This window comes from Geomonas diazotrophica, from assembly GCF_019063885.1.
Lineage (GTDB): Bacteria > Desulfobacterota > Desulfuromonadia > Geobacterales > Geobacteraceae > Geomonas > Geomonas diazotrophica.
The window spans coordinates 2,111,712-2,132,135 of sequence record NZ_CP077684.1 but is presented as its reverse complement, the minus strand read 5'-3'; the positions used below and the strand labels follow the sequence as shown (position 1 = coordinate 2,132,135).

The 20,424-nt window shown below is 61.7% G+C and carries 16 protein-coding genes; 14 read left to right on the top strand and 2 right to left on the bottom strand.

Translation table 11 applies throughout. The features are described 5' to 3' along the window. Positions 1-150 precede the first annotated feature (150 nt). Complete coding sequence (locus KP003_RS09250) at positions 151-528, bottom strand: pyridoxamine 5'-phosphate oxidase family protein (RefSeq protein WP_217300628.1); 378 nt, start codon at positions 526-528, stop codon at positions 151-153. Positions 529-607: 79 nt separating this feature from the next. Beyond that, complete coding sequence (locus tag KP003_RS09245) at positions 608-1,810, bottom strand: MFS transporter (RefSeq protein ID WP_216498798.1); 1,203 nt, start codon at positions 1,808-1,810, stop codon at positions 608-610. Between the two features lie 225 nt (positions 1,811-2,035). Between KP003_RS09245 and rd the strand changes: the two genes are divergently transcribed. The 14 genes from rd to KP003_RS09175 all read left to right on the top strand — a co-directional run bounded on the left by rd (position 2,036) and on the right by KP003_RS09175 (position 20,392). Continuing rightward, entirely contained in the window at positions 2,036-2,194 is a 159-nt protein-coding gene (gene rd, locus KP003_RS09240; RefSeq protein WP_135869943.1) for a rubredoxin, read from the top strand. A gap of 25 nt (positions 2,195-2,219) precedes the next feature. After that, complete coding sequence (locus KP003_RS09235) at positions 2,220-3,554, top strand: FAD-dependent oxidoreductase (RefSeq protein ID WP_217300627.1); 1,335 nt, start codon at positions 2,220-2,222, stop codon at positions 3,552-3,554. A gap of 10 nt (positions 3,555-3,564) precedes the next feature. After that, positions 3,565-6,369: an aconitate hydratase AcnA gene (acnA, locus tag KP003_RS09230; RefSeq protein WP_217300626.1), complete on the top strand. Its 2,805-nt coding sequence runs from the start codon at positions 3,565-3,567 to the stop codon at positions 6,367-6,369. Positions 6,370-6,716: 347 nt separating this feature from the next. After that, a complete protein-coding gene (locus KP003_RS09225; RefSeq protein ID WP_216498795.1) occupies positions 6,717-7,007 on the top strand; it encodes a metal-sensitive transcriptional regulator in 291 nt (96 codons plus the stop codon). A gap of 22 nt (positions 7,008-7,029) precedes the next feature. Beyond that, positions 7,030-9,516: a heavy metal translocating P-type ATPase gene (locus KP003_RS09220; protein WP_217300625.1), complete on the top strand. Its 2,487-nt coding sequence runs from the start codon at positions 7,030-7,032 to the stop codon at positions 9,514-9,516. A 2-nt stretch (positions 9,517-9,518) separates the two neighbouring features. Next, positions 9,519-9,734 carry a heavy metal-binding domain-containing protein gene (locus KP003_RS09215; protein WP_217300624.1) on the top strand — a complete coding sequence of 72 codons (216 nt, stop codon included), beginning with the start codon at positions 9,519-9,521 and terminating at the stop codon, positions 9,732-9,734. 418 nt (positions 9,735-10,152) lie between these two features. After that, positions 10,153-11,313, top strand: coding sequence for an ABC transporter permease (locus KP003_RS09210; RefSeq protein WP_216498792.1), 1,161 nt, complete (start codon positions 10,153-10,155; stop codon positions 11,311-11,313). An 11-nt stretch (positions 11,314-11,324) separates the two neighbouring features. After that, positions 11,325-11,993 (top strand): ABC transporter ATP-binding protein, encoded by a 669-nt coding sequence (locus KP003_RS09205; protein ID WP_216498791.1) that lies wholly within the window; start codon positions 11,325-11,327, stop codon positions 11,991-11,993. A gap of 268 nt (positions 11,994-12,261) precedes the next feature. Then, on the top strand, positions 12,262-13,623 hold the full coding sequence (locus KP003_RS09200) for a TolC family protein (RefSeq protein ID WP_217300623.1): 1,362 nt from the start codon (positions 12,262-12,264) through the stop codon (positions 13,621-13,623). 66 nt (positions 13,624-13,689) lie between these two features. Continuing rightward, positions 13,690-15,093, top strand: coding sequence for an efflux RND transporter periplasmic adaptor subunit (locus tag KP003_RS09195; RefSeq protein ID WP_217300622.1), 1,404 nt, complete (start codon positions 13,690-13,692; stop codon positions 15,091-15,093). A 33-nt stretch (positions 15,094-15,126) separates the two neighbouring features. After that, complete coding sequence (locus KP003_RS09190; RefSeq protein ID WP_217300621.1) at positions 15,127-18,264, top strand: efflux RND transporter permease subunit; 3,138 nt, start codon at positions 15,127-15,129, stop codon at positions 18,262-18,264. Between the two features lie 146 nt (positions 18,265-18,410). Continuing rightward, complete coding sequence (locus tag KP003_RS09185; RefSeq protein WP_216498787.1) at positions 18,411-18,890, top strand: hypothetical protein; 480 nt, start codon at positions 18,411-18,413, stop codon at positions 18,888-18,890. Positions 18,891-19,067: 177 nt separating this feature from the next. Then, positions 19,068-19,958, top strand: a complete 891-nt coding sequence (locus tag KP003_RS09180; RefSeq protein WP_217300620.1) for a GerMN domain-containing protein — start codon at positions 19,068-19,070, stop codon at positions 19,956-19,958. 11 nt (positions 19,959-19,969) lie between these two features. Further along, positions 19,970-20,392 (top strand): cytochrome c, encoded by a 423-nt coding sequence (locus KP003_RS09175; protein ID WP_217300619.1) that lies wholly within the window; start codon positions 19,970-19,972, stop codon positions 20,390-20,392. Positions 20,393-20,424 lie beyond the last annotated feature (32 nt).

Sequence of the window (20,424 nt, the reverse complement as noted above, 5' to 3'; positions counted from 1 at the left end):
GAGGTCGCCCGGAGGGCGGGTTGCCGCGCCCTCACCCCAGCCCCTCTCCCGAAGGGCGAGGGGGATAGGGGGAAGCAGTTCGCGTTTTTGTTGCTAGACCCTGAGGCCGTTCTCTCTCCCGAAGGGCGAGGGGTACTCACGCGCGGTGCCTTAAAGCGTCTGCTTCGCTGCGGAAATCTTGATTTCCAGCACGGCCCTGGCCCAGGGGAAGGTGGCCTTGGTCGAGTCGAAAGAGGGGCCGAAATCGACGATGGTGCCCGTTCCTTCCAGGAAGAACCCGGTGCCGGGACCATGACTGCCCTCAACCTCGCGCGCACCCAGCGTGAGCAGAACCCTCGGGTTCTGGGCGAGGTTGTTCTCGGTCACGTGCATGTACCCGACCGGCACCAGCAGTTTCCCGTCCGCACTGATCCTCAGGTAGCTGTTCCAGGTGTTGACCATGTGTGGGCCTTCAATCCCCTGTGTCACTATGGCCACCACGCCCTCATGCGCCATCACTTCTTTCATCTTGTCCGGAATTGTAATCATCTCGGTTCCTCCTTTGGCAGTTGTCGCTGGCTTGATGGCGTACTTGTTTATCTACTTACCGCTTTACTTGTTTGGATGTTTATTTCGCCTCGGCTATGAGTGCGGCTTCAGGAGCTTTGTCCGGAACGCGCATCCATTGTGCGGCAATGAGTGAGATGACACCAAGCACGGTGCCGGCAATGAAAGGAATCCGGTAATCCATCATCCAGAAGTACCCGCCCAGGGCCGGCAGGAAGACGGCCGCGATGTGATTGATGGTGAACCCCACTGACATGGACGAGGCGATGTCGGCCGGGTCAGCCACCTTCTGGAAGTAGGTCCTGATGGCGACCTCGAAATTGTAGAGGATGTTGTCCAGTATGTACATCAGCATGACCAGATTTTTGGAGGTGGTGAAGGCGTAGACCAGGAAGATGACGATGACCCCCGAGTACTCGATGGAGGAGATGGTGCGCTCGCCGAAATGGTTGATCGCCTTGCCGATCAGCGAGTTGAGGATGTAGGCCACCACGTTGTTCACGATGAAGAGGATGGTCATCTCGCGCACCGTGAAATGGAATACCTGGACCAGGAGCAGGATGGAAAAGACCACGAAGATCTGCCGCCTGGCGCCGGAGAGGAGCGTGAGGAGGTAAAAGAGCGAATACCTGCGGCGCAGGATCATCTTCTTGCGTTGCGGCACGATCCCGGCGTGGGTCGGGTTCTGGAACAGCCCCCAGATCCCGGCGGCCAGCACCAGCGCCCCGATGGTCAGGTACATCTCGCGGTAATGTGCGACACCGCTCAGGCAGTACACGATGATCCCTGCCACAACGCTGGAAACGGCGGCGAGCGCCCGCAGGCGGCCGAAGATGAGCGGCGACACCGCCGTCGAGAAGTATTGCAGCGTGAGGGACTGGTTGGTGCTTTCGTAGTAGTGGAACCCGAAGCTCATCACCACGGTGGTGAAGATGACCCAGCCATAGGAGGGGAAAAGCGCCGTGATGCCGGTCCCAAGCCCCAGGAGCATCACCGAGAGCGCGGCCAGCTTGTGTTCCCGCACCAGCAGCAAAACGAAGACGACGAGCAGCGACAGGAGCCCGGGGATCTCGCGCACCGACTGCGTCACGCCCACCTGGCTGCCGTTCAGATGAACCATCTCGGCGGCGAAGTTGTTGAAGAGGATGGTGTAGCCCTGCAGGCCGATGGTCGAGGCGGCGGTCAGCACCACCAGGAAGCGCAGCATCGGACGCTGCTCGGAGCTCAAAAGCCCCGCGTCGAGTTTTCCCAGTACACCTTTCATGCAAATACTCCAGTTCGTCTCGCGGTTCGCGCCGGCTCCCGCCGCGCAGAGGGGTATCTTTAACACCGATGGCGCCCGCTGTATATACCACTCTCTTTAATGATCGGGCGTAGGCTTGACATTAATGGGGCGCCCGCTACTTTTTATGAATGTTTTCAGCTCACATCCCTGCACCAAGCTGGAACTGGCAAGGGGGAGGGATGTATCAATTCCAAGGAGGACGTCATGCAAAAGTATCGCTGCACGGTTTGCGGGTACATCTATGATCCGGAGGTAGGGGACATCGACAGCGGTGTAGCACCGGGGACCGCTTTTGAGGACATCCCGGAGGATTGGGTCTGCCCCGTGTGCGGTGTCGACAAGAGCATGTTCGAACCGGCATAAAGCTTCTTCTGGGGGAGACCATTTCATGAAGTGCGTGATCATCGGCGGCATAGCCGCCGGACTTTCCGCCGCCAGTCAGATCAAGCGGCAGTCCCCCGAGGCCGAGGTCATCGTCCTCGAAAAGAGCGGCGATGTCTCTTATGCCGCCTGCGGCATGCCCTACAACCTCTTCTTCAAAGACAAGCCGGTGGAGAAGCTGTACGCTCTTCCCCTGGAGACCATTCGCAAAGAGCGCGGTGTGGACTACCGGCTCTACCAGGAAGTGATCCGCATCGACGCGGGCGGGAAGAAGGTCGAGGTCACCGATCTGAAGAGCGGCAAAAGCTACTGCGAAAGTTACGACTTTCTGGTCTATGCCACCGGAAACAAGGCTATTCGCCTCGACTATCCGGGCTTCGACGGCAGCGACGTCTTCTACTTCAGGACCCTTGAGGACACCCGCCGCGCCAAGGAGTTCCTCTATCAAAAACCTCCTGCCAAGGTGCTCCTGATCGGAGCCGGCTACACCAACCTCGAAATCGCGGACGTCCTCACCAACATGAAGCTCACCCCGGTCATCATCGAGAAGGCGCCCGTCATCCTCCCATCCTTCTGCGAGGAGGTGCGCAGCAAGGTCATGGAAAAGGCCCGCGAGAAGGGGATCGAGCTCCTGACCGGCGTGGACGTCGAGGAGAAGGCTGGTCGCCAGGTGAAGACCTCGGCGGGGACCTTCGAGGCCGACATGGTGGTGGTGGCCGCCGGGGCCAGGCCCAACACGGCCCTCTTCGCCGCGGCGGGGGGCGAGCTGGGCGTTGCCGGCGCCGTGAAGGTGGACCGCTACCTGCGCACCAACCTGGACGGCGTATTCTCCGGGGGGGACTGCGCCGAGCACTACGTTCGGCAACTCGGGCTGAACTCCTACTTCCCGCTGGGGCCGGCAGCCAACAAGCAGGGGCGTGTCATCGGCCACAACATCTGCAACCCCGGCAGGATGACCGAATTCTGGGGCATCGACCAGACTGCCGTCTTCAAATTTTTCGACTACACCATCGCCACAACGGGCTTGAGCGAACGGCAGTTGCAGACCCTCAACAAGGACGTGGTCAAGGTGGTGGTCGATGGCCCGACCCGGGGCGAGTTCCCCGGCGGCGGCACCATCCGTATCGTGCTTCTGTGCGAGAAGGGGAGCGGCCTTCTTCTGGGGGGGCAGATGGTTGGCGAGGACGTGGTGGCCAAGCGCCTGGACGTCCTGGCGACCGCCATCTACAAGAACATGACCGTTTTCGAGATCGCCGAGCTCGATTTGAGCTATTCACCGCCCTATGCGCCGGTCTGGGACCCGATCCTGGTCGCGGCCAACGTGGCGGTAAAAAAAGTCTGAGGAGAACAGCATGAGCGTTACCAACAGCTACAACACCCTCTCCACGCTCACCGTGGACGGCAGGACCTACCGCTATCACTCGTTGAAGGCCTTCGCGGCGAACTCCGGCATCGATATCTCCCGGCTTCCCTATTCGATGAAGATCCTGCTGGAGAACCTGCTGCGCCGCGAGGACGGCGTGGTGGTCAAAAAGGAGGACATCGAGGCGGTGGCGCGCTGGGACGCGCAGGCCGAGCCGGACAAGGAGATGCAGTTCATGCCGGCCCGCATCCTGCTGCAGGACTTTACCGGGGTCCCCGCCGTGGCGGACCTGGCCGCCATGCGCTCCGCCCTCAGCCGGCTCGGCGGGCGCCCCTCCGACATCAACCCGATGCAGCGCGCCGATCTTGTCATCGACCACTCGGTGCAGGTGGACCAGTACGGCAGCCAACTGGCGCTCAAGGCGAATTCTGTGCTGGAGTTCGAGCGCAACCACGAGCGCTACCAGTTCCTGCGCTGGGGGCAATCCGCCTTCAGAAACTTCAGCGTCGTCCCGCCGGCGACCGGCATCTGCCACCAGGTCAACCTGGAATACCTGGCACAGGTCGCCCTGGTCAATACGGTTGACGGCGAGGAGTGGGTGCTGCCGGACACGCTGGTCGGCACCGACTCGCACACAACCATGATCAACGGCTTGGGCGTGGTGGGCTGGGGTGTAGGGGGGATCGAGGCGGAAGCCGCCATGCTGGGGCAGCCCTGCTCGATGCTTATCCCGCAGGTGGTCGGCTTCCGGCTGACCGGTGCCTTGAGCCCCGGCGCTACCGCGACCGACCTGGTGCTGACCATCACCCAGATGCTCAGGAAGAAGGGGGTGGTGGGCAAGTTCGTCGAGTTCTACGGTCCCGGCTCCGCATCGCTCAACATCGCCGACCGGGCCACCATCGGCAACATGGCGCCCGAGTACGGCGCCACCATCGGCGTCTTCCCCGTCGACGAGCAGACCACCGCTTACCTGGGATTGACCGGCCGCGGGGGCGGGGTGCCGCTGGTGGAGGCGTACTTCAAGGAGCAGGAACTCTGGCGCTCTTCGGATCGCCCCGAGCCGATCTTCAGCGATACCATGGAGCTGGATCTGGCCGACGTGGAGCCCTCTCTCGCCGGACCCAGCCGCCCCATGGACCGCGTGCGCCTCAAAGAGGTGCGCGGTTCGTTCAGGAGGCAACTGGTTACCCTTCGCCAGCAGGACGCGGCGCACGTGGACAAGGAGACTCTCAACCGCTGGCTCGGGGAGGGAGGATCGCCGGTAACCGTCGCGCCGGAGCTGATGGCGGAACACCCGGACAAGGCCCTGGGTTCGCTCGGCCAGTGTGTCCCGGTGCGTCAGCCCGACGGCACGAGCTACAACCTCTGCCACGGTTCCATCGTCATCGCGGCCATCACCAGTTGCACCAACACCTCGAACCCCTCGGTGATGATCGGCGCAGGCCTCCTCGCCAGGAACGCGGTACGGCGCGGCTTGCAGGTGCGCCCCTGGGTGAAGACCAGCCTCGCACCCGGCTCCAAGGTGGTCACCGACTACCTGGCTGCCGCCTGTTTGACGCCCTACCTGGACGCGCTCCGCTTCCACCTGGTCGGCTACGGTTGCACCACCTGCATCGGCAACAGCGGTCCGCTGGCCGACCACATCTCCCGTGCCGTGGTCGAAGGCGATCTCGCCGTAGCGGCGGTCCTCTCAGGCAACCGCAACTTCGAGGGGCGCATCAACGCTCACGTGCGGGCCAACTACCTGGCCTCGCCGCCGCTCGTGGTCGCCTACGCGCTGGCCGGGAACATCAACATCGACCTCACCCGTGATCCCATCGGTACCGACCCCAACGGCGAGCCGGTGTACTTGAAGGACATCTGGCCGGATGACAAGGAGGTGGCTGAGCTTGTGCAAAGCTGCGTCCATGCCGAGTCCTTCGCCACCAACTACGCCGACGTCTTCCACGGCGAGGACGAGTGGCGCGGCCTTACCGTCCCAAGCGGCGAGTTGTACCAATGGCAGGAGGACTCCACCTACATCAAGGAACCTCCTTTCTTCCTGGAACTGCCGCCCCAGCCGGAATCCATCCCCGACATCACCGGGGCGCGCTGCCTGGCGCTTTTGGGGGACTCCATCACCACGGACCACATCTCCCCCGCCGGCTCGATCGGCAAGGCGACTCCAGCAGGGCGCTACCTGATGTCGCTTGGCATCGAGCCCAAGGACTTCAACTCCTACGGCGCACGGCGCGGCAACCACGAGGTGATGGTGCGCGGTACCTTCGCCAACACCCGGATCAGGAACGCCCTGGTGCCGGGTGTAGAGGGGGGCGTGACCATGTACTTTGCCAAGGGAGACGGCAGCGGCAGGCAGATGTCCATTTTCGAGGCCTCGGAGAACTACCAGGCCGAAGGCACCCCGCTGGTCGTCATCGCCGGGAAGGAGTACGGGACCGGTTCCTCGCGCGACTGGGCGGCCAAGGGGACCAAGCTCCTCGGCATCCGTGCCGTCATCGCCGAGAGCTTCGAGAGGATCCACCGCTCCAACCTGGTGGGAATGGGGATTCTCCCGCTGCAGTTCCTGCCGGGCGACAGCTACAAGGGGATCGGCCTGGACGGCACCGAGAGCTTCGACCTGACCGGGCTGGATTCGCTTACGCCTGGGCAGAAGCTCGAGGTGAAATTCACCAGGGTCGACGGTTCCGCAGGCACCTTCACCGTCCAGGTGCGCATCGACACTTCCAACGAACACGATTACTACCACCACGGCGGGATACTGTCGTTCGTGCTGAGGCAGTTCCTCAAAAGTTGATTTTCACCACGTGGTCCACCACCTGTAGGGGCGAATAATCATTCGCCCCTTTCTTTGTCATAACCGAAGACGCCCCCTCAGCGCCGTTGCGCCCCCCCCCCCTAGCTTTACGTTCCAACCTTGAATCAAAGGCGGGCGAATGATCATTCGCCCTTACAAGGCATTTGGTGGCCTTTTCATACCCCATGCGGTCGTCGAGACACTCCGGAGGCGCAACCTCCCTGTCATCATTCCCCGCGCTTTATCCGTTGCATCGTGTGTGATTCCCTCTTGACCTTTATACCCCCTAGGGGTATTGTTGCCTTAGTCATATACCCCCGTGGGGTATCAAAGGTTCGGAGGGAGCCATGAGCGACTCGCCAAAAAACAAGTTGAACACCCGTGTGAAAAGAATCGCCGGGCAGGTGGCCGGAATAGAGCGGATGCTGGAGGAGAAGCGTTACTGCGTGGACATCCTGAACCAGATCTCCGCGGTGCGCTCCGCGCTGGATGCCCTGGGGGTGGAACTGCTGACCCGGCACCTGGAGAACTGCGTGCTGGGGCAGGGGGGCGACAAGCAACACGACCAGGCCAAGCCGATGAGCCAGCAGCAGTTGCTGGACGAGGTGAAGACGGCGCTGTCGCGTTTCCTGAAGTAGTGTTTTAGGGAGGATTAATACAATGGCTGAAAAAGTATCGTTACGCGACCCGGTCTGCGGGATGGAAGTCGGCGCAGCGGCGCCCCTTTCCGCGACGCACCAAGGGACCACCTACAAATTCTGCTCCGCGAGTTGCCTGGAAAAATTCCTGGCCTCGCCGGAGACCTACCTTGGGGAAAAGGCTGCGCCTGCACCGACTCCAACACCTGCACATGTGGAACAGTGCGAGATGCCGCTTCTGGGCATGAGCTGCGCCGGTTGCGCCGGGCGGATCGAGAAGACCCTGAACGCGACGCCGGGAGTGGTGACTGCGGCGGTGAACTTCGCCACGACCCGCGCCACCGTCAAGTACGATCCCAAGGAAACGAGCCCCGACGGCCTTAAACAGGTGGTGCGCGACATGGGCTACGACGTGCTGGAGTCCGGTGGCGGCGAAACCGACGAGGCCGGCATGCTGGAAGCGCAGACCCAGGTGCATGAGGCACAGTACCGGAAGAACAGGACCAAGTTCTTCCTCGCGCTGGCCCTGACGCTGCCGGTTGCCGTACTTGCCATGGGCGGACACGTGGTGCCTGCACTGGCGGACCTCTTCAGCTTCCCGGGACGCGCCTGGGTCGAACTCGCCCTCACCACTCCGGTCTTGTTCTGGGCCGGGCGCGAGTTCTTTACCGGCGCCTGGACCGCTGCCAGGCACCGCGTCGCCGACATGAATACGCTGGTTGCCCTAGGCACGCTCTCCGCCTACATCTTCAGCCTGGTCGCGACCATCGCCCCGCAATGGTTGATGGCGGGAGCAGGCACGGCAGCCGAAGCGGGCGATCACGGCCACGCCATGGCTTCGCCGGTCGGCGTCTACTACGAGGTCGCTGCCATCATCGTCACCCTGATCCTGATGGGGCGCCTTCTGGAGGCACGTGCCCGCAGCAAAACCAGCGGAGCCATCCACGCCCTGATCGGCCTGCAGCCCAAGCTGGCCCGGGTGGTGCGCGACGAAAAGGAGATCGACATCCCCATCGCCGAGGTGCAACTGGGCGAGGTCATCGTGGTGCGTCCCGGAGAGAAGGTCCCCGTGGACGGCGAGGTGGTCGAGGGAACGTCATCGGTCGACGAGAGCATGCTGACCGGCGAGCCGCTGCCGGTGCACAAGAAAACCGGCGACACGGTGATCGGCGCCACGCTCAACAAGACCGGCTCCTTCCGGATGCGTGCCACCAGGATCGGCAAGGACACCGTTTTGCAGCAGATCGTACGCCTGGTGCAGCAGGCCCAGGGGAGCAAGGCTCCCATCCAGCGCCTGGCCGACGTGATCGCGAGCTACTTCGTCCCGGTGGTCATCAGCCTGGCCATTGCCGCATTCGTGGTCTGGTTCGATGTCTCGCCGCCCGAGACGCGCATGAACATGGCGGTGCTGACCTTCGTGTCGGTGCTGATCATCGCCTGCCCCTGCGCCCTCGGTCTGGCCACACCGACCGCCATCATGGTCGGCACCGGACGGGGCGCCCAGAGCGGCATCCTGATCAAAGGTGGCGAGGCGCTGGAAACGGCGCACAAGCTGACCACCATCGTACTGGACAAGACCGGCACCATCACCCGCGGCGTCCCGTCGGTGACCGATGTCGAAAGCGAGGGACTCGACCGTCAAGCCTTGCTGCAACTTGCGGCATCGGCTGAAGCCGGCAGCGAGCACCCGCTTGGTGAGGCGATCGTGCGCTCGGCCGACGAACAGGGGCTAGCGAGGCTCGCGGTAAACGGCTTTAACGCCATCCCCGGCCACGGCATCGAGGCGGAGATAGACGGCAGGAAGATCCTGATCGGCACCGAGTTGCTGCTCGCGAACCACGGCATCCGCGTCGAGCCTTCCAAGGCTCACCGACTGGCGGATGAAGGCAAGACCCCTGTCATGGTTGCCGTCGACGGGACGTTCGCCGGCGTCATCGCTATAGCCGACCCCATCAAGGAAGGCTCCATCGGTGCCGTCCAGCGTCTGCACGCCCTCGGGCTCGAGGTGATCATGTTGACCGGCGACAACCGCCGCACCGCCGACTCCATCGCGCGCCAGGTCGGCGTCGACCGCGTGGTGGCCGAAGTGCTGCCGGACGGGAAGGGGGAGGAGATCAAGAAGTTGCAGGCGCAGGGGAAGGTGGTGGCGATGGTGGGCGACGGCATCAACGACGCCCCCGCGCTCGCCCAGGCCGACGTCGGCATCGCCATGGGTAGCGGCACCGACGTGGCCATCGAGGCGGCCGACATCACGCTGGTGCGCGGCGACCTGAACGGCGTCATCTCCAGCATCGCGCTCTCCCGCGCCACCATCGCCAACATCAAGCAGAACCTGTTTTTTGCCTTCATCTACAACATCCTCGGCATCCCGATCGCCGCTGGGATCCTGTACCCGTTCACCGGCTGGCTGTTGAGCCCGATCATCGCCTCGCTCACCATGGCGCTCTCGTCGGTCAGCGTGGTAACCAACGCCCTGCGGCTGCGCGGGTTCACCGTAGAGAGGGGATAACCATGGAAACGTCTCAAATACTGGTCACCGTGGCCGGAGTCGCCCTGATAGCCGGCAACCTCTGGTTCTTTTTCGGCAAAAAGACTACCATCAAGCCTGTTGCCAAGGGTGCTCTCTACGCCTGCCCGATGCATCCCTGGATCACCAGCGACGATCCGGCCGCGGATTGTTCTATCTGCGGGATGAAGCTGGTCAGAAGTGACGAGGCGGGCAAGTAACAGCACCGCGGCCGTGTGTGGAATATTCTGCTGGGTACGTGGAATATTCCCCCGCGGCCGTTGCCGCGCCCTGCCGCTGGCACTTTGCTGAAACGGGAATACGGGGAGTTAGCCCCTGTATCGTCCTTTGGCATGACACTTGATTAAACGCTATCCGGTAGTCGTTGAAAAAGGCTGCCGCGGGGCTCCTCCTCCTCGGTCCCGCGGCAGCTTTCAATGCCGGCGACCTCCCTCACCCGGCCTTCGGCCACCCTCTCCCAGGGCGCGAGGGTATGGTCAGCAACGAACACAGCACCCGGCCTTCGGCCACCCTCTCCCAGGGGGCGAGGGTATGGTCAGCAACGAACACACGTCCACTGTAGGGGCGAATAATCATTCGCCCTTACTTGCACCGATCGACACGCATCTCGGAGACAAGATGAAACTGCACACCATCTCGATCAACAACCTGAAACGCCGCAAGGCCAAGATGGCCTTTCTGACCATTGGGCTCATGGTCGGCATCGCCACCATCGTGACCCTGGTCACCCTGACCCGTTCCATGTCCAACGATATCGAGAGGAAGATGGACGAATTCGGGGCCAACATCCTGATCACCCCCCAGAGCAACGGCCTCTCCATGAACTACGGCGGCATCAGCCTGGGGGGCGTCACTTTCGACCAGCGCGAGATCAAGGAGGCGGACCTGGACAAGGTCCGCAAGATCAAGAACAACAAGAACATCTCCTCCATCTCTCCCAAGGTGCTGGGTGGCGTCAAAGTGGGTACCCACGACGTGCTGCTGGTGGGGGTGGATTTCGCGGCAGAGCTCAAGATGAAGCAGTGGTGGCAGATCTTCGGCAGCGAGCCCAAGGGTGACAACGAGGTGCTTCTGGGCAGCGATGCATCCAACACCCTCAACGCAACTTCCGGCGACAACATTGAGATCAAGGGTGAGAAGTTCAAGGTGGCTGGTGTCCTGAACCAGACCGGCTCGCAGGACGATTCGCTTGTCTTCATGGCGCTCCCGAAGGCACAAAAGGTGCTCGGCAAGGAAGGGAAGATCACCATGGCCGAGGTGGCGGCTCTCTGCTCCGGCTGCCCGATTTCCGACATGGTGAACCAGATCGCCGAACTGCTTCCGGACAGCAAGGTCTCTGCGATCCAGCAGGTTGTGGCAGGCCGGCTGAAGGCGTTGGACCAGTTCAAGAGATTCTCCTACGCCATGGGGAGCGTGGTGGTCTTCATCGGATCGCTCATCGTCTTCGTGACCATGATGGGGAGCGTGAACGAGCGCACCACCGAGATCGGCGTCTTCCGTGCCATCGGCTTCAGAAAGAGCCACATCATGCGCATCATTCTGCTGGAGGCTGCGCTCGTGAGCCTTTTGGCAGGCATCCTCGGCTACGCGGCGGGCATGGGGGGTGCAAAGCTCGCGCTCCCGTTCATGGCCGAAACCAAGAACGCCCACCTGGTTTGGGACGCAACCGTTGCCTTCGGCTCGATAGGGCTGGCGCTTCTTCTTGGCATCCTCGCGAGCCTGTACCCCGCGCTGCATGCCAGCAAGATGGACCCGACCGAAGCCCTCCGGGCGCTTTAAGAGAGGACGACATGGCGATTATAGAGATGAAGAACGTGAAGAAGCAGTACCAGACGGGGTCCGACCTGGTCGAGGCGCTGCGCGGCGTGGACATAAGCATCGAGGCGGGCGAGTTCATCACCATCATGGGGCAGTCCGGCTCCGGCAAGAGCACGCTGCTCTCGGTGCTCGGCGGGATGAACCACCCGACCAGCGGCGAGGTCGAGATGGCCGGGGTGAAGCTGTACCAGTTGAAGAGCGAGGAATTGGCAGACTTTCGCGCCCAGAACCTCGGGTTCGTGTTCCAGTCCTTCCATCTGATCCAGTACCTGACCGCCCTGGAGAACGTCATGCTGCCGCTGGCCATCGTGAAGATGAGCACGGCTGCCAAGAGGGAGGCCGCGCGCCAGGCGCTGGAGCGGGTCGGTCTCGGTGCCAAGACCGATCGTCTGCCCAACCAGCTATCGGGCGGCGAGCAGGAGCGGGTCGCCATCGCCCGCGCCATCGTCAACAATCCGCACATCCTGCTGGCGGACGAACCGACCGGAAACCTCGACTCGAAAACCAGCGAGGAAGTCATGGCACTGTTCAGGCAACTGAATGAGGCGGGGCAGACCGTGGTGATGGTTACTCATAACCCGGAGAACGGCGCTTATTCGGACCGTACCATTCATTTAAAGGATGGCTTGATCAGCGCCTAGGGGCCGATTGCTTCTTATAAAACTGAAAAATCTGAGGAGCACATACTTCTTTTACTTGGTGCTCTTCAGATTTTTCTTTTTGTGTCGATTACTGAAGCTGAGAGCAAAATGTGCCGAAGTGTGTATAATATTCCACGGTAACTGCTGAATATCCTTCGCATTGTAGACCAGTTGCAGTGCCTGATGCATTGTAAAACGAGCACTTATAGGTCGGGCACGGATCGTGTAACACCTTGTGAAAGCTACCGCCAAGTTTTCTGGAGTCACCATGAAATACCGGCTTTTTCCGCTGTACCTGTTGTTGTCCATACTGATGACCGCTCCTGCGGTCCACGCCGAAGAGGCAAAACCCGCCCCCGAAAGCCTCGATCAGCTCGTGCAGACGGCACTGTCCGGCAACCCGGAACTGAAGTCCTCCTCCGCACGCTGGGAGATGTACAAGAGCCGCATCAAGCAGGCGGGCGCCCTGGAAGATCCCATGGTGATGTTCAAGCTGCAGAACATGATCGTCACCGATCCCTTGAGCTTCAACAAGGACTCCATGACCCAGAAGGTGGTCGGCATCAGCCAGCAGATCCCCTTTGCGGGCAAGCGGAAGCTCAAGGAAGACATTGCCGCTGCCGAGGCCGAAAGCTACCGCTGGAGCGTCGAGGAACGAAAGCTCGAACTGACCCGCATGGTGCGGGAAGCCTACTACCAGGTCTACTTCACCGATAAATCCCTTGGCATCATCGATAAGAACATAAAGATCCTGGATGACTTCATCACCCTGGCGCAGACCAAGTATTCGGTTGGGCAGGGTGCGCAGCAGGACATCTACAAGGCGCTCCTGGAGCGCTCCAAGATGCTGGACATGAAGATCTCGCTCGAGCAGCAGCGCAGGAGCCTCGAGGTGAGCCTCAACTCGCTGTTAAACCGCCCCCAGAGCACCAAGCTCGGTGCAATCCCCGACTTCAAGCTGGCCCCCTTCGCCTACACCCCTGAACAGCTGCTCGACGTAGCCGAGGAGAACCGGCCCCAGCTGAAGTCGGTCAAGGCGCAGATCGAGAAGGGGAGGGCGGGGCACCTGCTGGCGCAGAAGGAATCCTACCCGGACTTCAACGTCTCCTTCGAATACATGCAGCGCCAGAAGGCCATGGGGAGCGACGGCTCGGACATGTACTCGCTGGGTGTCACCTTTAACCTCCCCATCCAGAAGGAGAGGCGCGCCGCGATGAGGGCCGAGTCGAACTCGGAGGTCAACATGGCGAGCGAGGAGTTAAACGGCGCCCGGAACACCATCTCCTCCGGCATCAACGACCTCCTGGCCCAGATGGAGCGGCGCAGGAAGCTGATCGAACTCTACACCACCGGCATCATTCCCCAGGCTGAGCAGTCGCTGGAGTCGGCCGTGATCGGCTACCGGGTCAACAAGGTCGATTTCCTGACCCTGCTGGACAACCGGGTCACCCTGTTCAATTACGAGCGTGAATACTACGATTCGATGGCGGATTACCAGATGAAGCTGGCCCAGTTGGAAGCCCTGGTCGGCAAGGATCTTTCCTCTCCTCCCGTCGCGAAGCAGGACGGCAACGCTGGTGCCGAGGCTGTGCAGCATGCCGTACCGCACCAGGCGCACCAGGCGCAGTAATAGTCCCATCCCCCCTGGAGGGGGAGGAGCTGAACGCGAATTTTCTACCCCTGCGAGGTATTAACAATGAACAAAAGCGTGAAGGTCGCAATTCCCATCGTCCTGATCCTGGTAGCGGCGGCAGCCGGCGGAGGATACTACCTGTGGCAGCAGAAGCACCAGGCCCCGGCAGGAAAGGAAAAGGCGGCCCAGGGACAGGTCCTCTACACCTGCGCCATGCACCCCTTCATCATCAAGGACAAGCCCGGCACCTGCCCCATCTGCGGGATGCAGCTGATCAAGAAGGTGGAGGGAACCCAGGCGAGTGCCGAGGAGCAGAAGATGCTAGGCCACGTCTCGCTTTCCCCGACCCAGTCGGTGATGGCCAACGTGGCCACGGTACCGGCCGAGTACGCCCCGCTCTCCAAGGAGATCAACGCCGTCGGCATCGTGCAGTACGACCAGGCCAGGCAGGCCAAGGTGACCGCATGGGTGGCCGGGCGCATCGACAAGCTGAACGTTAATACCGTGGGTGCCTTCGTTTCCAAGGGGCGGCCGGTGGCGGAGATCTACTCCCCCGACCTGGTGGCCGCGCAGCAGGAGTACCTCCTGGCGCTGAGAAGCCGCGAACAGTTCAAGAAATCGAGCATCGACGCCATCTCCCAGGGGGGGGAGGGGCTGGTCGCCTCCGCGCGCCAGCGGCTTAAGCTCCTCGGGGTGAAGGACGAGCAGATCGCGGGCCTGGAGAAGGCGGGGCACCCCAACATCAAGCTCCCCATCTACACGCCGCTTTCCGGCGTGGTGATCGAGAAGGTGGTGCAGGAAGGGCAGTACGTGAACATGGGCGACCCGCTCTTCAACATCGCCGACCTCTCCACCGTCTGGGTCGAGGTCGAGGTGTACGAAAACGAGTTCAGCTTCGTGAAGATGGGACAACGGGTCGAGATCGTTTCCCAGTCGTATCCGGGCAAGACCTTCGCCGGGCGCGTCTCCTTCATTTACCCGTTCCTCGATCCCAAGACCCGTACCGTGAAGGTGAGGGTGGAGCTTGGCAACCCCGGTCTCAAGCTGAAGCCCGACATGTTCGTCAATGCCAAGATCAAGGCCCCCCTGGGGAACGCCTTGGTCGTGCCGGCAACCGCGCTCATGGACACCGGCAAGCGGCAGGTGGTCTGGGTGGAATCGCAGCCCGGCATGTTTGAGCCGCACGACGTGCAGGTGGGCGCCCGGGTCGGGGACAAGGTGCAGATCCTTTCCGGCCTGAAACAGGGTGACAAGGTGGCGGCTTCCGGCGGCTACCTGATCGATTCCGAATCGCAGCTTTCCGGCGGCAGCGGCGGTGGCGGTCACGAGGGGCACGCCGGCGGGGCTGCCGCACCCGCGGCGCCTGGGGGAGCCGGCGAGCACCAGGGGCACGGCGCTCCGGCTCCGGCTGCGCCTGCCGCACCGAAGAAGGGCGGCGGCTTGGACATGGGCGATATGAAGATGTAGTTGCTGGCATTCCTATGAGCACTGAGGTTTTACATGATTGAAAAGATCATCGAATATTCCGCCCGCAACCGGGTGATAGTGCTGATGCTCTTCGCCCTGCTGATAGCCTGGGGCGTCTGGGCAGTCTACAAGACGCCGGTGGACGCGATACCGGATCTCTCCGACAACCAGGTCATCGTTTTCACCGATTACCCGGGTCGTTCGCCGCAGGTGGTCGAGGACCAGGTCACCTACCCGCTGGCCGTGAACCTGCAGGGGCTGCCGCAGGTGCGCGCGGTGCGCGCCTCCTCCGCCTTCGGTTTCTCCATGATCTACGTGATCTTCGAGGACAAGGCGGACATCTACTGGGCCAGGACCCGCGTCCTCGAGCGCCTGAACTACGCCGCGAGCCTCCTTCCCTCGGGTGTCGTACCCACCCTCGGGCCGGACGGCACCGGCGTCGGCCACGTCTTCTGGTACACGCTTGAAGGGAAGGGGTACGACCTCGAGCAGCTGAGGACCCTGCAGGACTGGTTCGTACGTTACCAGCTGAACACGGTGCCGGGCGTGGCCGAGGTCGCCTCCATCGGCGGTTTCGTGCGCGAGTACCAGGTCGACCTCGACCCCAACCGCCTCTTTGCCTACAACATCAAGGTCGGGCAGGTGGCCGATGCGATCAAGAAGTCCAACAACGACGTGGGGGGGAGGCTCTTAGAGCAGGCCGACGCCGAATACCTGATCCGCGGACGTGGCTACGTGAAATCCACCGCGGACCTCGAGGACATCGTGGTCGGCGCCGACATGCGCGGCACCCCCATCTACGTGAAGAACCTGGGCACCGTGCAGCTCGGCGGCGCCATACGGCGCGGCATGCTGGACATGAACGGCCAGGGCGAGGCCGTCGGCGGCATCGTGGTCATGCGCTACGGCGAGAACGCCAAGGACGTCATCGACCGGGTCAAGGAGAAGATCGTCTCCCTGGAGAAGGGGCTCCCTCCCGGCGTCAAGATCATGGTTTCCTATGACCGAAGCGACCTGATCGAGCGGGCGATCCACACCCTGAAGTCCTCGCTCATAGAGGAATCGATCGTGGTGTCGCTGGTCATCCTGGTGTTTTTGCTCCACTTCCAGAGCGCGCTGGTCATCGTGCTGACGCTCCCCATCGCGGTGCTCATATCCTTCATCACCATGAAGCTCATGGGGGTTACCTCGAACATCATGTCGCTGGGCGGGATCGCCATCGCCATCGGCGTGCTGGTCGACGCCGGCGTCATCATGGTGGAGAACTGCTACCGACACCTCTCCGAGATGCCCCCCGAGGAGCGCAAGGAGAAGCGCCTGGATGTCATCATCGCCTCGGCCAAGCAGGTCGGGCGCGCCATCTTCTTCTCGCTCGCCATCATCATCCTCTCCTTCGTGCCGGTGTTCCTGCTCGAAGGGCAGGAAGGCAAGATGTTCCACCCGCTCGCCTTTACCAAGACCTTCTCCATGATGGGGTCCGCCGTCATCGCCATCACCCTGGTCCCGGTGCTGATGTATTTCCTGATGCGCGGCAAGATGCCGCCGGAGAGCTCCAACCCGGTCTCCACCTTCTTCATCAAGCTCTACTCCCCGGTGATCCGGTGGGTGCTCAAGTGGAAGAAGACCACCATCGCGCTCAACGTGGTGGCGCTCGCCATCGCCATCCCGATGTTCATGAGCATCGGCAGCGAGTTCATGCCCCCCCTGGATGAGGGGTCTCTCCTCTACATGCCGGTGACGCTCCCCAACATCTCCATCAACGAGGCGAAGCGGCTGATCCAGGTGCAGGATACCGTGATCAAGAGCATGCCGGAGGTGGAGCACGTGCTCGGCAAGGTCGGACGCGCCGAGACGTCGACCGACCCGGCGCCGGTCTCCATGTTCGAGAGCATCATCATCCTGAAGCCCAAGGACAAGTGGCGCCCCGGCGTCACCAAGGCCGACATAGTGGCGGAACTCGACGGCAAGCTGCAGCAGATCGGGGTCAGAAACGGCTGGACCCAGCCCATCATCAACCGCATCAACATGCTCTCCACCGGTGTGCGCACCGACCTGGGGGTCAAGTTCTTCGGCTCCGACCTGAACGTGCTGAAGGACCTGGCGGTGCAGGCCGAGGGGATACTGAAGACCGTCCCCGGGGCGGCCGATGTCGTTGCGGAAAGGGTCACCGGCGGCAACTACATCGACATCGACATTGACCGCGAGGCGGCCGCCCGCTACGGCGTCGCCGTCGGGGACATTCAGGAGGTGATTTCCACCGCGCTCGGCGGCGAGATGCTCTCCACGTCGGTCGAAGGGCGCAACCGCTTCCCGATCCGCCTGCGTTATATGCGCGAGATGCGCAGCGACATCCCGTCCATCCAGCGCATCCTCGTCTCAGGGATGGGGGGGGCCCAGGTTCCGCTCTCGCTGGTGACCAAGTTGAAGGTTTCCACCGGCGCCCCCGAGATCAACAGCGAGGGGGGACTCCTGCGTTCCATCGTCTTCCTCAACGTGCGCGGTCGCGACATGGGGGGCTTCGTGAACGAGGCGAAGACGGTGCTCGAGAAGCAGATGAAGCTTCCCCCGGGGTACTACGTCGCCTGGTCGGGGCAGTGGGAGAACCAGGTACGCGCCAAGGCGCGCCTGCAGATGCTGGTCCCGGCGGGGATCCTGATCATCTTCATCCTGCTCTACTTCACCTTCCACTCCGCGCTGGAGGCGAGCATGGTCATGCTCTCGGTCCCGTTCGCGCTGGTAGGGGGGGTGTACCTGGTGAAACTGCTCGGGTACAATATGTCGGTTGCCGTCTGGGTCGGCTTCATCGCCCTGTACGGTATCGCGGTCGAGACCGGTGTGGTCATGGTCATCTACCTGCACGAAGCCCTCGACAAGAAGCTGCTCAAGGGACCGGTCACCGAACAGGATATCTACGATGCCACCTTCGAGGGGGCGGTGCTCAGGCTGCGTCCCAAACTGATGACCGTCGCGGTGGCGCTGATCGGCCTTGTGCCGATCATGTGGTCCTCCGGGACCGGCGCTGACGTCATGAAGCCGATCGCGGCGCCCATGATCGGGGGGATGATATCGTCCGCCGTGCACGTGCTGATCATGACTCCGGTGATCTTCGTGCTGATGAAGAAGCACGACCTGAAGAAAGGGAAATTGAAGTACTCGGGGATGAAGCATTAGCCGAATATGCTACTGTTGCAGTAGAATATTCTTCATCTTGCTGCGGCTCATTTTCGGGAGACCGCATGGAATCCGCACTTTAGCTCTTGGCACACCGCGTGCTTAGTCAGTAACAGATTATTTTTCACGCAAAAGGAGAACTTACCATGAAGAAACTCGTCGTTCTGGTTGCCGCCGCACTCGCTCTGACCGCTCCGATCGCTTCCTATGCAACGGATCACGGTTCCATGAACATGGATCATGGCAGCATGAAGATGGACCATGACATGGGGGGCGTAGCTCACGAAGAGGTCGTCAAGGGCGTCAAGGCCACCTTCAAGGTCATGAGCATGAAGGAGCACATGGCCGCCATGAAAATGGAACTCCCCAAAGGGATGAAAGAAACCCATCACATCGCGGTCGAATTCAAGGACGCCAAGACCGGTAAACCGATCACCGAAGGTGAGGTGACGGCGAAGGTCCAGGGGCCTGACAAGGCCGAGCAGACCAAGGATCTCATGGGTATGCAGGGGCACTTCGGCGCAGACTTCGACCTCTCCAAGAAGGGCAAGTACGGCGTGATGTGCAAGTTCAAGGTTAAAGACGGCCAGGTGCGCACCTCCAAGTTCTGGTATACCGTCAAGTAGTACAGCCCGGGCGGCTTCGAAACCGGAGCCGCCCTTTGCTTCAGCCTTCCCCACCCGGTTGCTCCCGTCCTCTTCCGCTGTTGCTGTCTCGCACAGGTTGCTTTGAAGCGTAACTGATCGAACCATAAGAATTTTCGGCTGGTGTTTTTCTCCAGAATATCTTAGAGGATACTTTCCATGGCAAATATGAACCTCGCCCGGACCGTTCGGTGCGTATGCCTGCTTCTTCTTGTCACCGCGTTCGCAGGGTGCACTTCCCGTCAGGAGCCGCCTCCCGAGGCCAAGGGAAGGGTCAACGCCACCGGCGCTTTCGTTAAGCACTTCGGGGCGGTTCCACCGGTGGACAAGGGGAGCTGCTACGGCTTTGTCATCTACTTCCCTTCCGCGAGGGAGGCCGGCAAGGTGCTTCCTTTCCCGTTCTTCAGTTTCGATGAGGCCAGCCTGAAAAAGGTGGCGCTGGGGAAACTGATAGCAGGTATGGGCGACCAGAAATCATACCAGGGGGAACTCTCACAACCGTTTCCGGTCGGCAGCCGCGTCCTCGACGTCTCCCAGTCCGCAGGCACGGTGACCGTCAACTTCAGCAAGGAAATGAATTCGATAAAGTCCGACCCGCAGGTGCAGCAGGCAGTGGTAAATGCAGTGACGCTCACCTTGCGCCAGTTCGCCGGCGTGAGCACGGTCGTCTTCAAGGTCGAAGGCGCCGATAGTACCCTAAATAAGCTCGTCACGAAGGCCGATGAGAGTGCGGTGCTCCCTCTTGCCGCACCGCGGCTTTTGGGCGTCACCGGCATGAAGGAGAAGGGAGCCGCCAACGTCGAGGAAGTCGACGCCTTCTTCGACCGGCCGGTGGACATCAAGGAGCTCACGCTGTCTGGTGCCGATGGCAGGAAGATCGAGGGAGACATCTATCAATCGGTGTTCGACATGGCGGGGGTGCTGAAAACCAGGAATCCCGAGCCGTACCAGCCCGGTACCCCGCTGAAGGTGCACTGGAAGGTTACCGACAAGCTCGGGCGCAGCGCCTCGGGCGACGCCGATGTTGCCCTTGAGATAAAGGAACACTGACCGGAGAAGATATGAAGTCCCTTATGCTGACAGCAGCCGCAGCCCTGTTACTCGTTTCCGCACTGGCAGACGCCCACCAGGGGCAGCATCATGGCGATCACCAGGCAACCGCCCAGATGGCGAAACTGCACAAGATGATGCCACGCTATGCCAAGGCCCGAGCGTTGATCGAGAAGTCGCTTGAGCAGGGGAATCTGAAGGGGGTGGTCAAGCAGACTGACTACCTTCTCTCAACTACTGCGGATCTGAAGAAGTCACAGCCCCATAAAAACGTGGTGCAACTCAAAGAATTTCAGGGTATCGCCAGCGGCTTCGAGCTGGATGTCGACGCCCTTGCCGCTGCCGCACGGAAAGGCGATCTTGAAGGGGCCAGGGCAGCCTTCACCTCTGCCGTGAAGCGCTGCGATTCTTGTCATGCGAAGTTCCGCACATAATGGTGCGGCAACCCGTGAAAGGTGTTGGTAGA

Coding starts and splice junctions, on each gene's coding strand:
- KP003_RS09250 (WP_217300628.1), bottom strand. CDS start 528: ATGATTACAATTCCGGACAAGATGAAAGAAGTGATGGCGCATGAGGGC.
- KP003_RS09245 (WP_216498798.1), bottom strand. CDS start 1,810: ATGAAAGGTGTACTGGGAAAACTCGACGCGGGGCTTTTGAGCTCCGAG.
- rd (WP_135869943.1), top strand. CDS start 2,036: ATGCAAAAGTATCGCTGCACGGTTTGCGGGTACATCTATGATCCGGAG.
- KP003_RS09235 (WP_217300627.1), top strand. CDS start 2,220: ATGAAGTGCGTGATCATCGGCGGCATAGCCGCCGGACTTTCCGCCGCC.
- acnA (WP_217300626.1), top strand. CDS start 3,565: ATGAGCGTTACCAACAGCTACAACACCCTCTCCACGCTCACCGTGGAC.
- KP003_RS09225 (WP_216498795.1), top strand. CDS start 6,717: ATGAGCGACTCGCCAAAAAACAAGTTGAACACCCGTGTGAAAAGAATC.
- KP003_RS09220 (WP_217300625.1), top strand. CDS start 7,030: ATGGCTGAAAAAGTATCGTTACGCGACCCGGTCTGCGGGATGGAAGTC.
- KP003_RS09215 (WP_217300624.1), top strand. CDS start 9,519: ATGGAAACGTCTCAAATACTGGTCACCGTGGCCGGAGTCGCCCTGATA.
- KP003_RS09210 (WP_216498792.1), top strand. CDS start 10,153: ATGAAACTGCACACCATCTCGATCAACAACCTGAAACGCCGCAAGGCC.
- KP003_RS09205 (WP_216498791.1), top strand. CDS start 11,325: ATGGCGATTATAGAGATGAAGAACGTGAAGAAGCAGTACCAGACGGGG.
- KP003_RS09200 (WP_217300623.1), top strand. CDS start 12,262: ATGAAATACCGGCTTTTTCCGCTGTACCTGTTGTTGTCCATACTGATG.
- KP003_RS09195 (WP_217300622.1), top strand. CDS start 13,690: ATGAACAAAAGCGTGAAGGTCGCAATTCCCATCGTCCTGATCCTGGTA.
- KP003_RS09190 (WP_217300621.1), top strand. CDS start 15,127: ATGATTGAAAAGATCATCGAATATTCCGCCCGCAACCGGGTGATAGTG.
- KP003_RS09185 (WP_216498787.1), top strand. CDS start 18,411: ATGAAGAAACTCGTCGTTCTGGTTGCCGCCGCACTCGCTCTGACCGCT.
- KP003_RS09180 (WP_217300620.1), top strand. CDS start 19,068: ATGGCAAATATGAACCTCGCCCGGACCGTTCGGTGCGTATGCCTGCTT.
- KP003_RS09175 (WP_217300619.1), top strand. CDS start 19,970: ATGAAGTCCCTTATGCTGACAGCAGCCGCAGCCCTGTTACTCGTTTCC.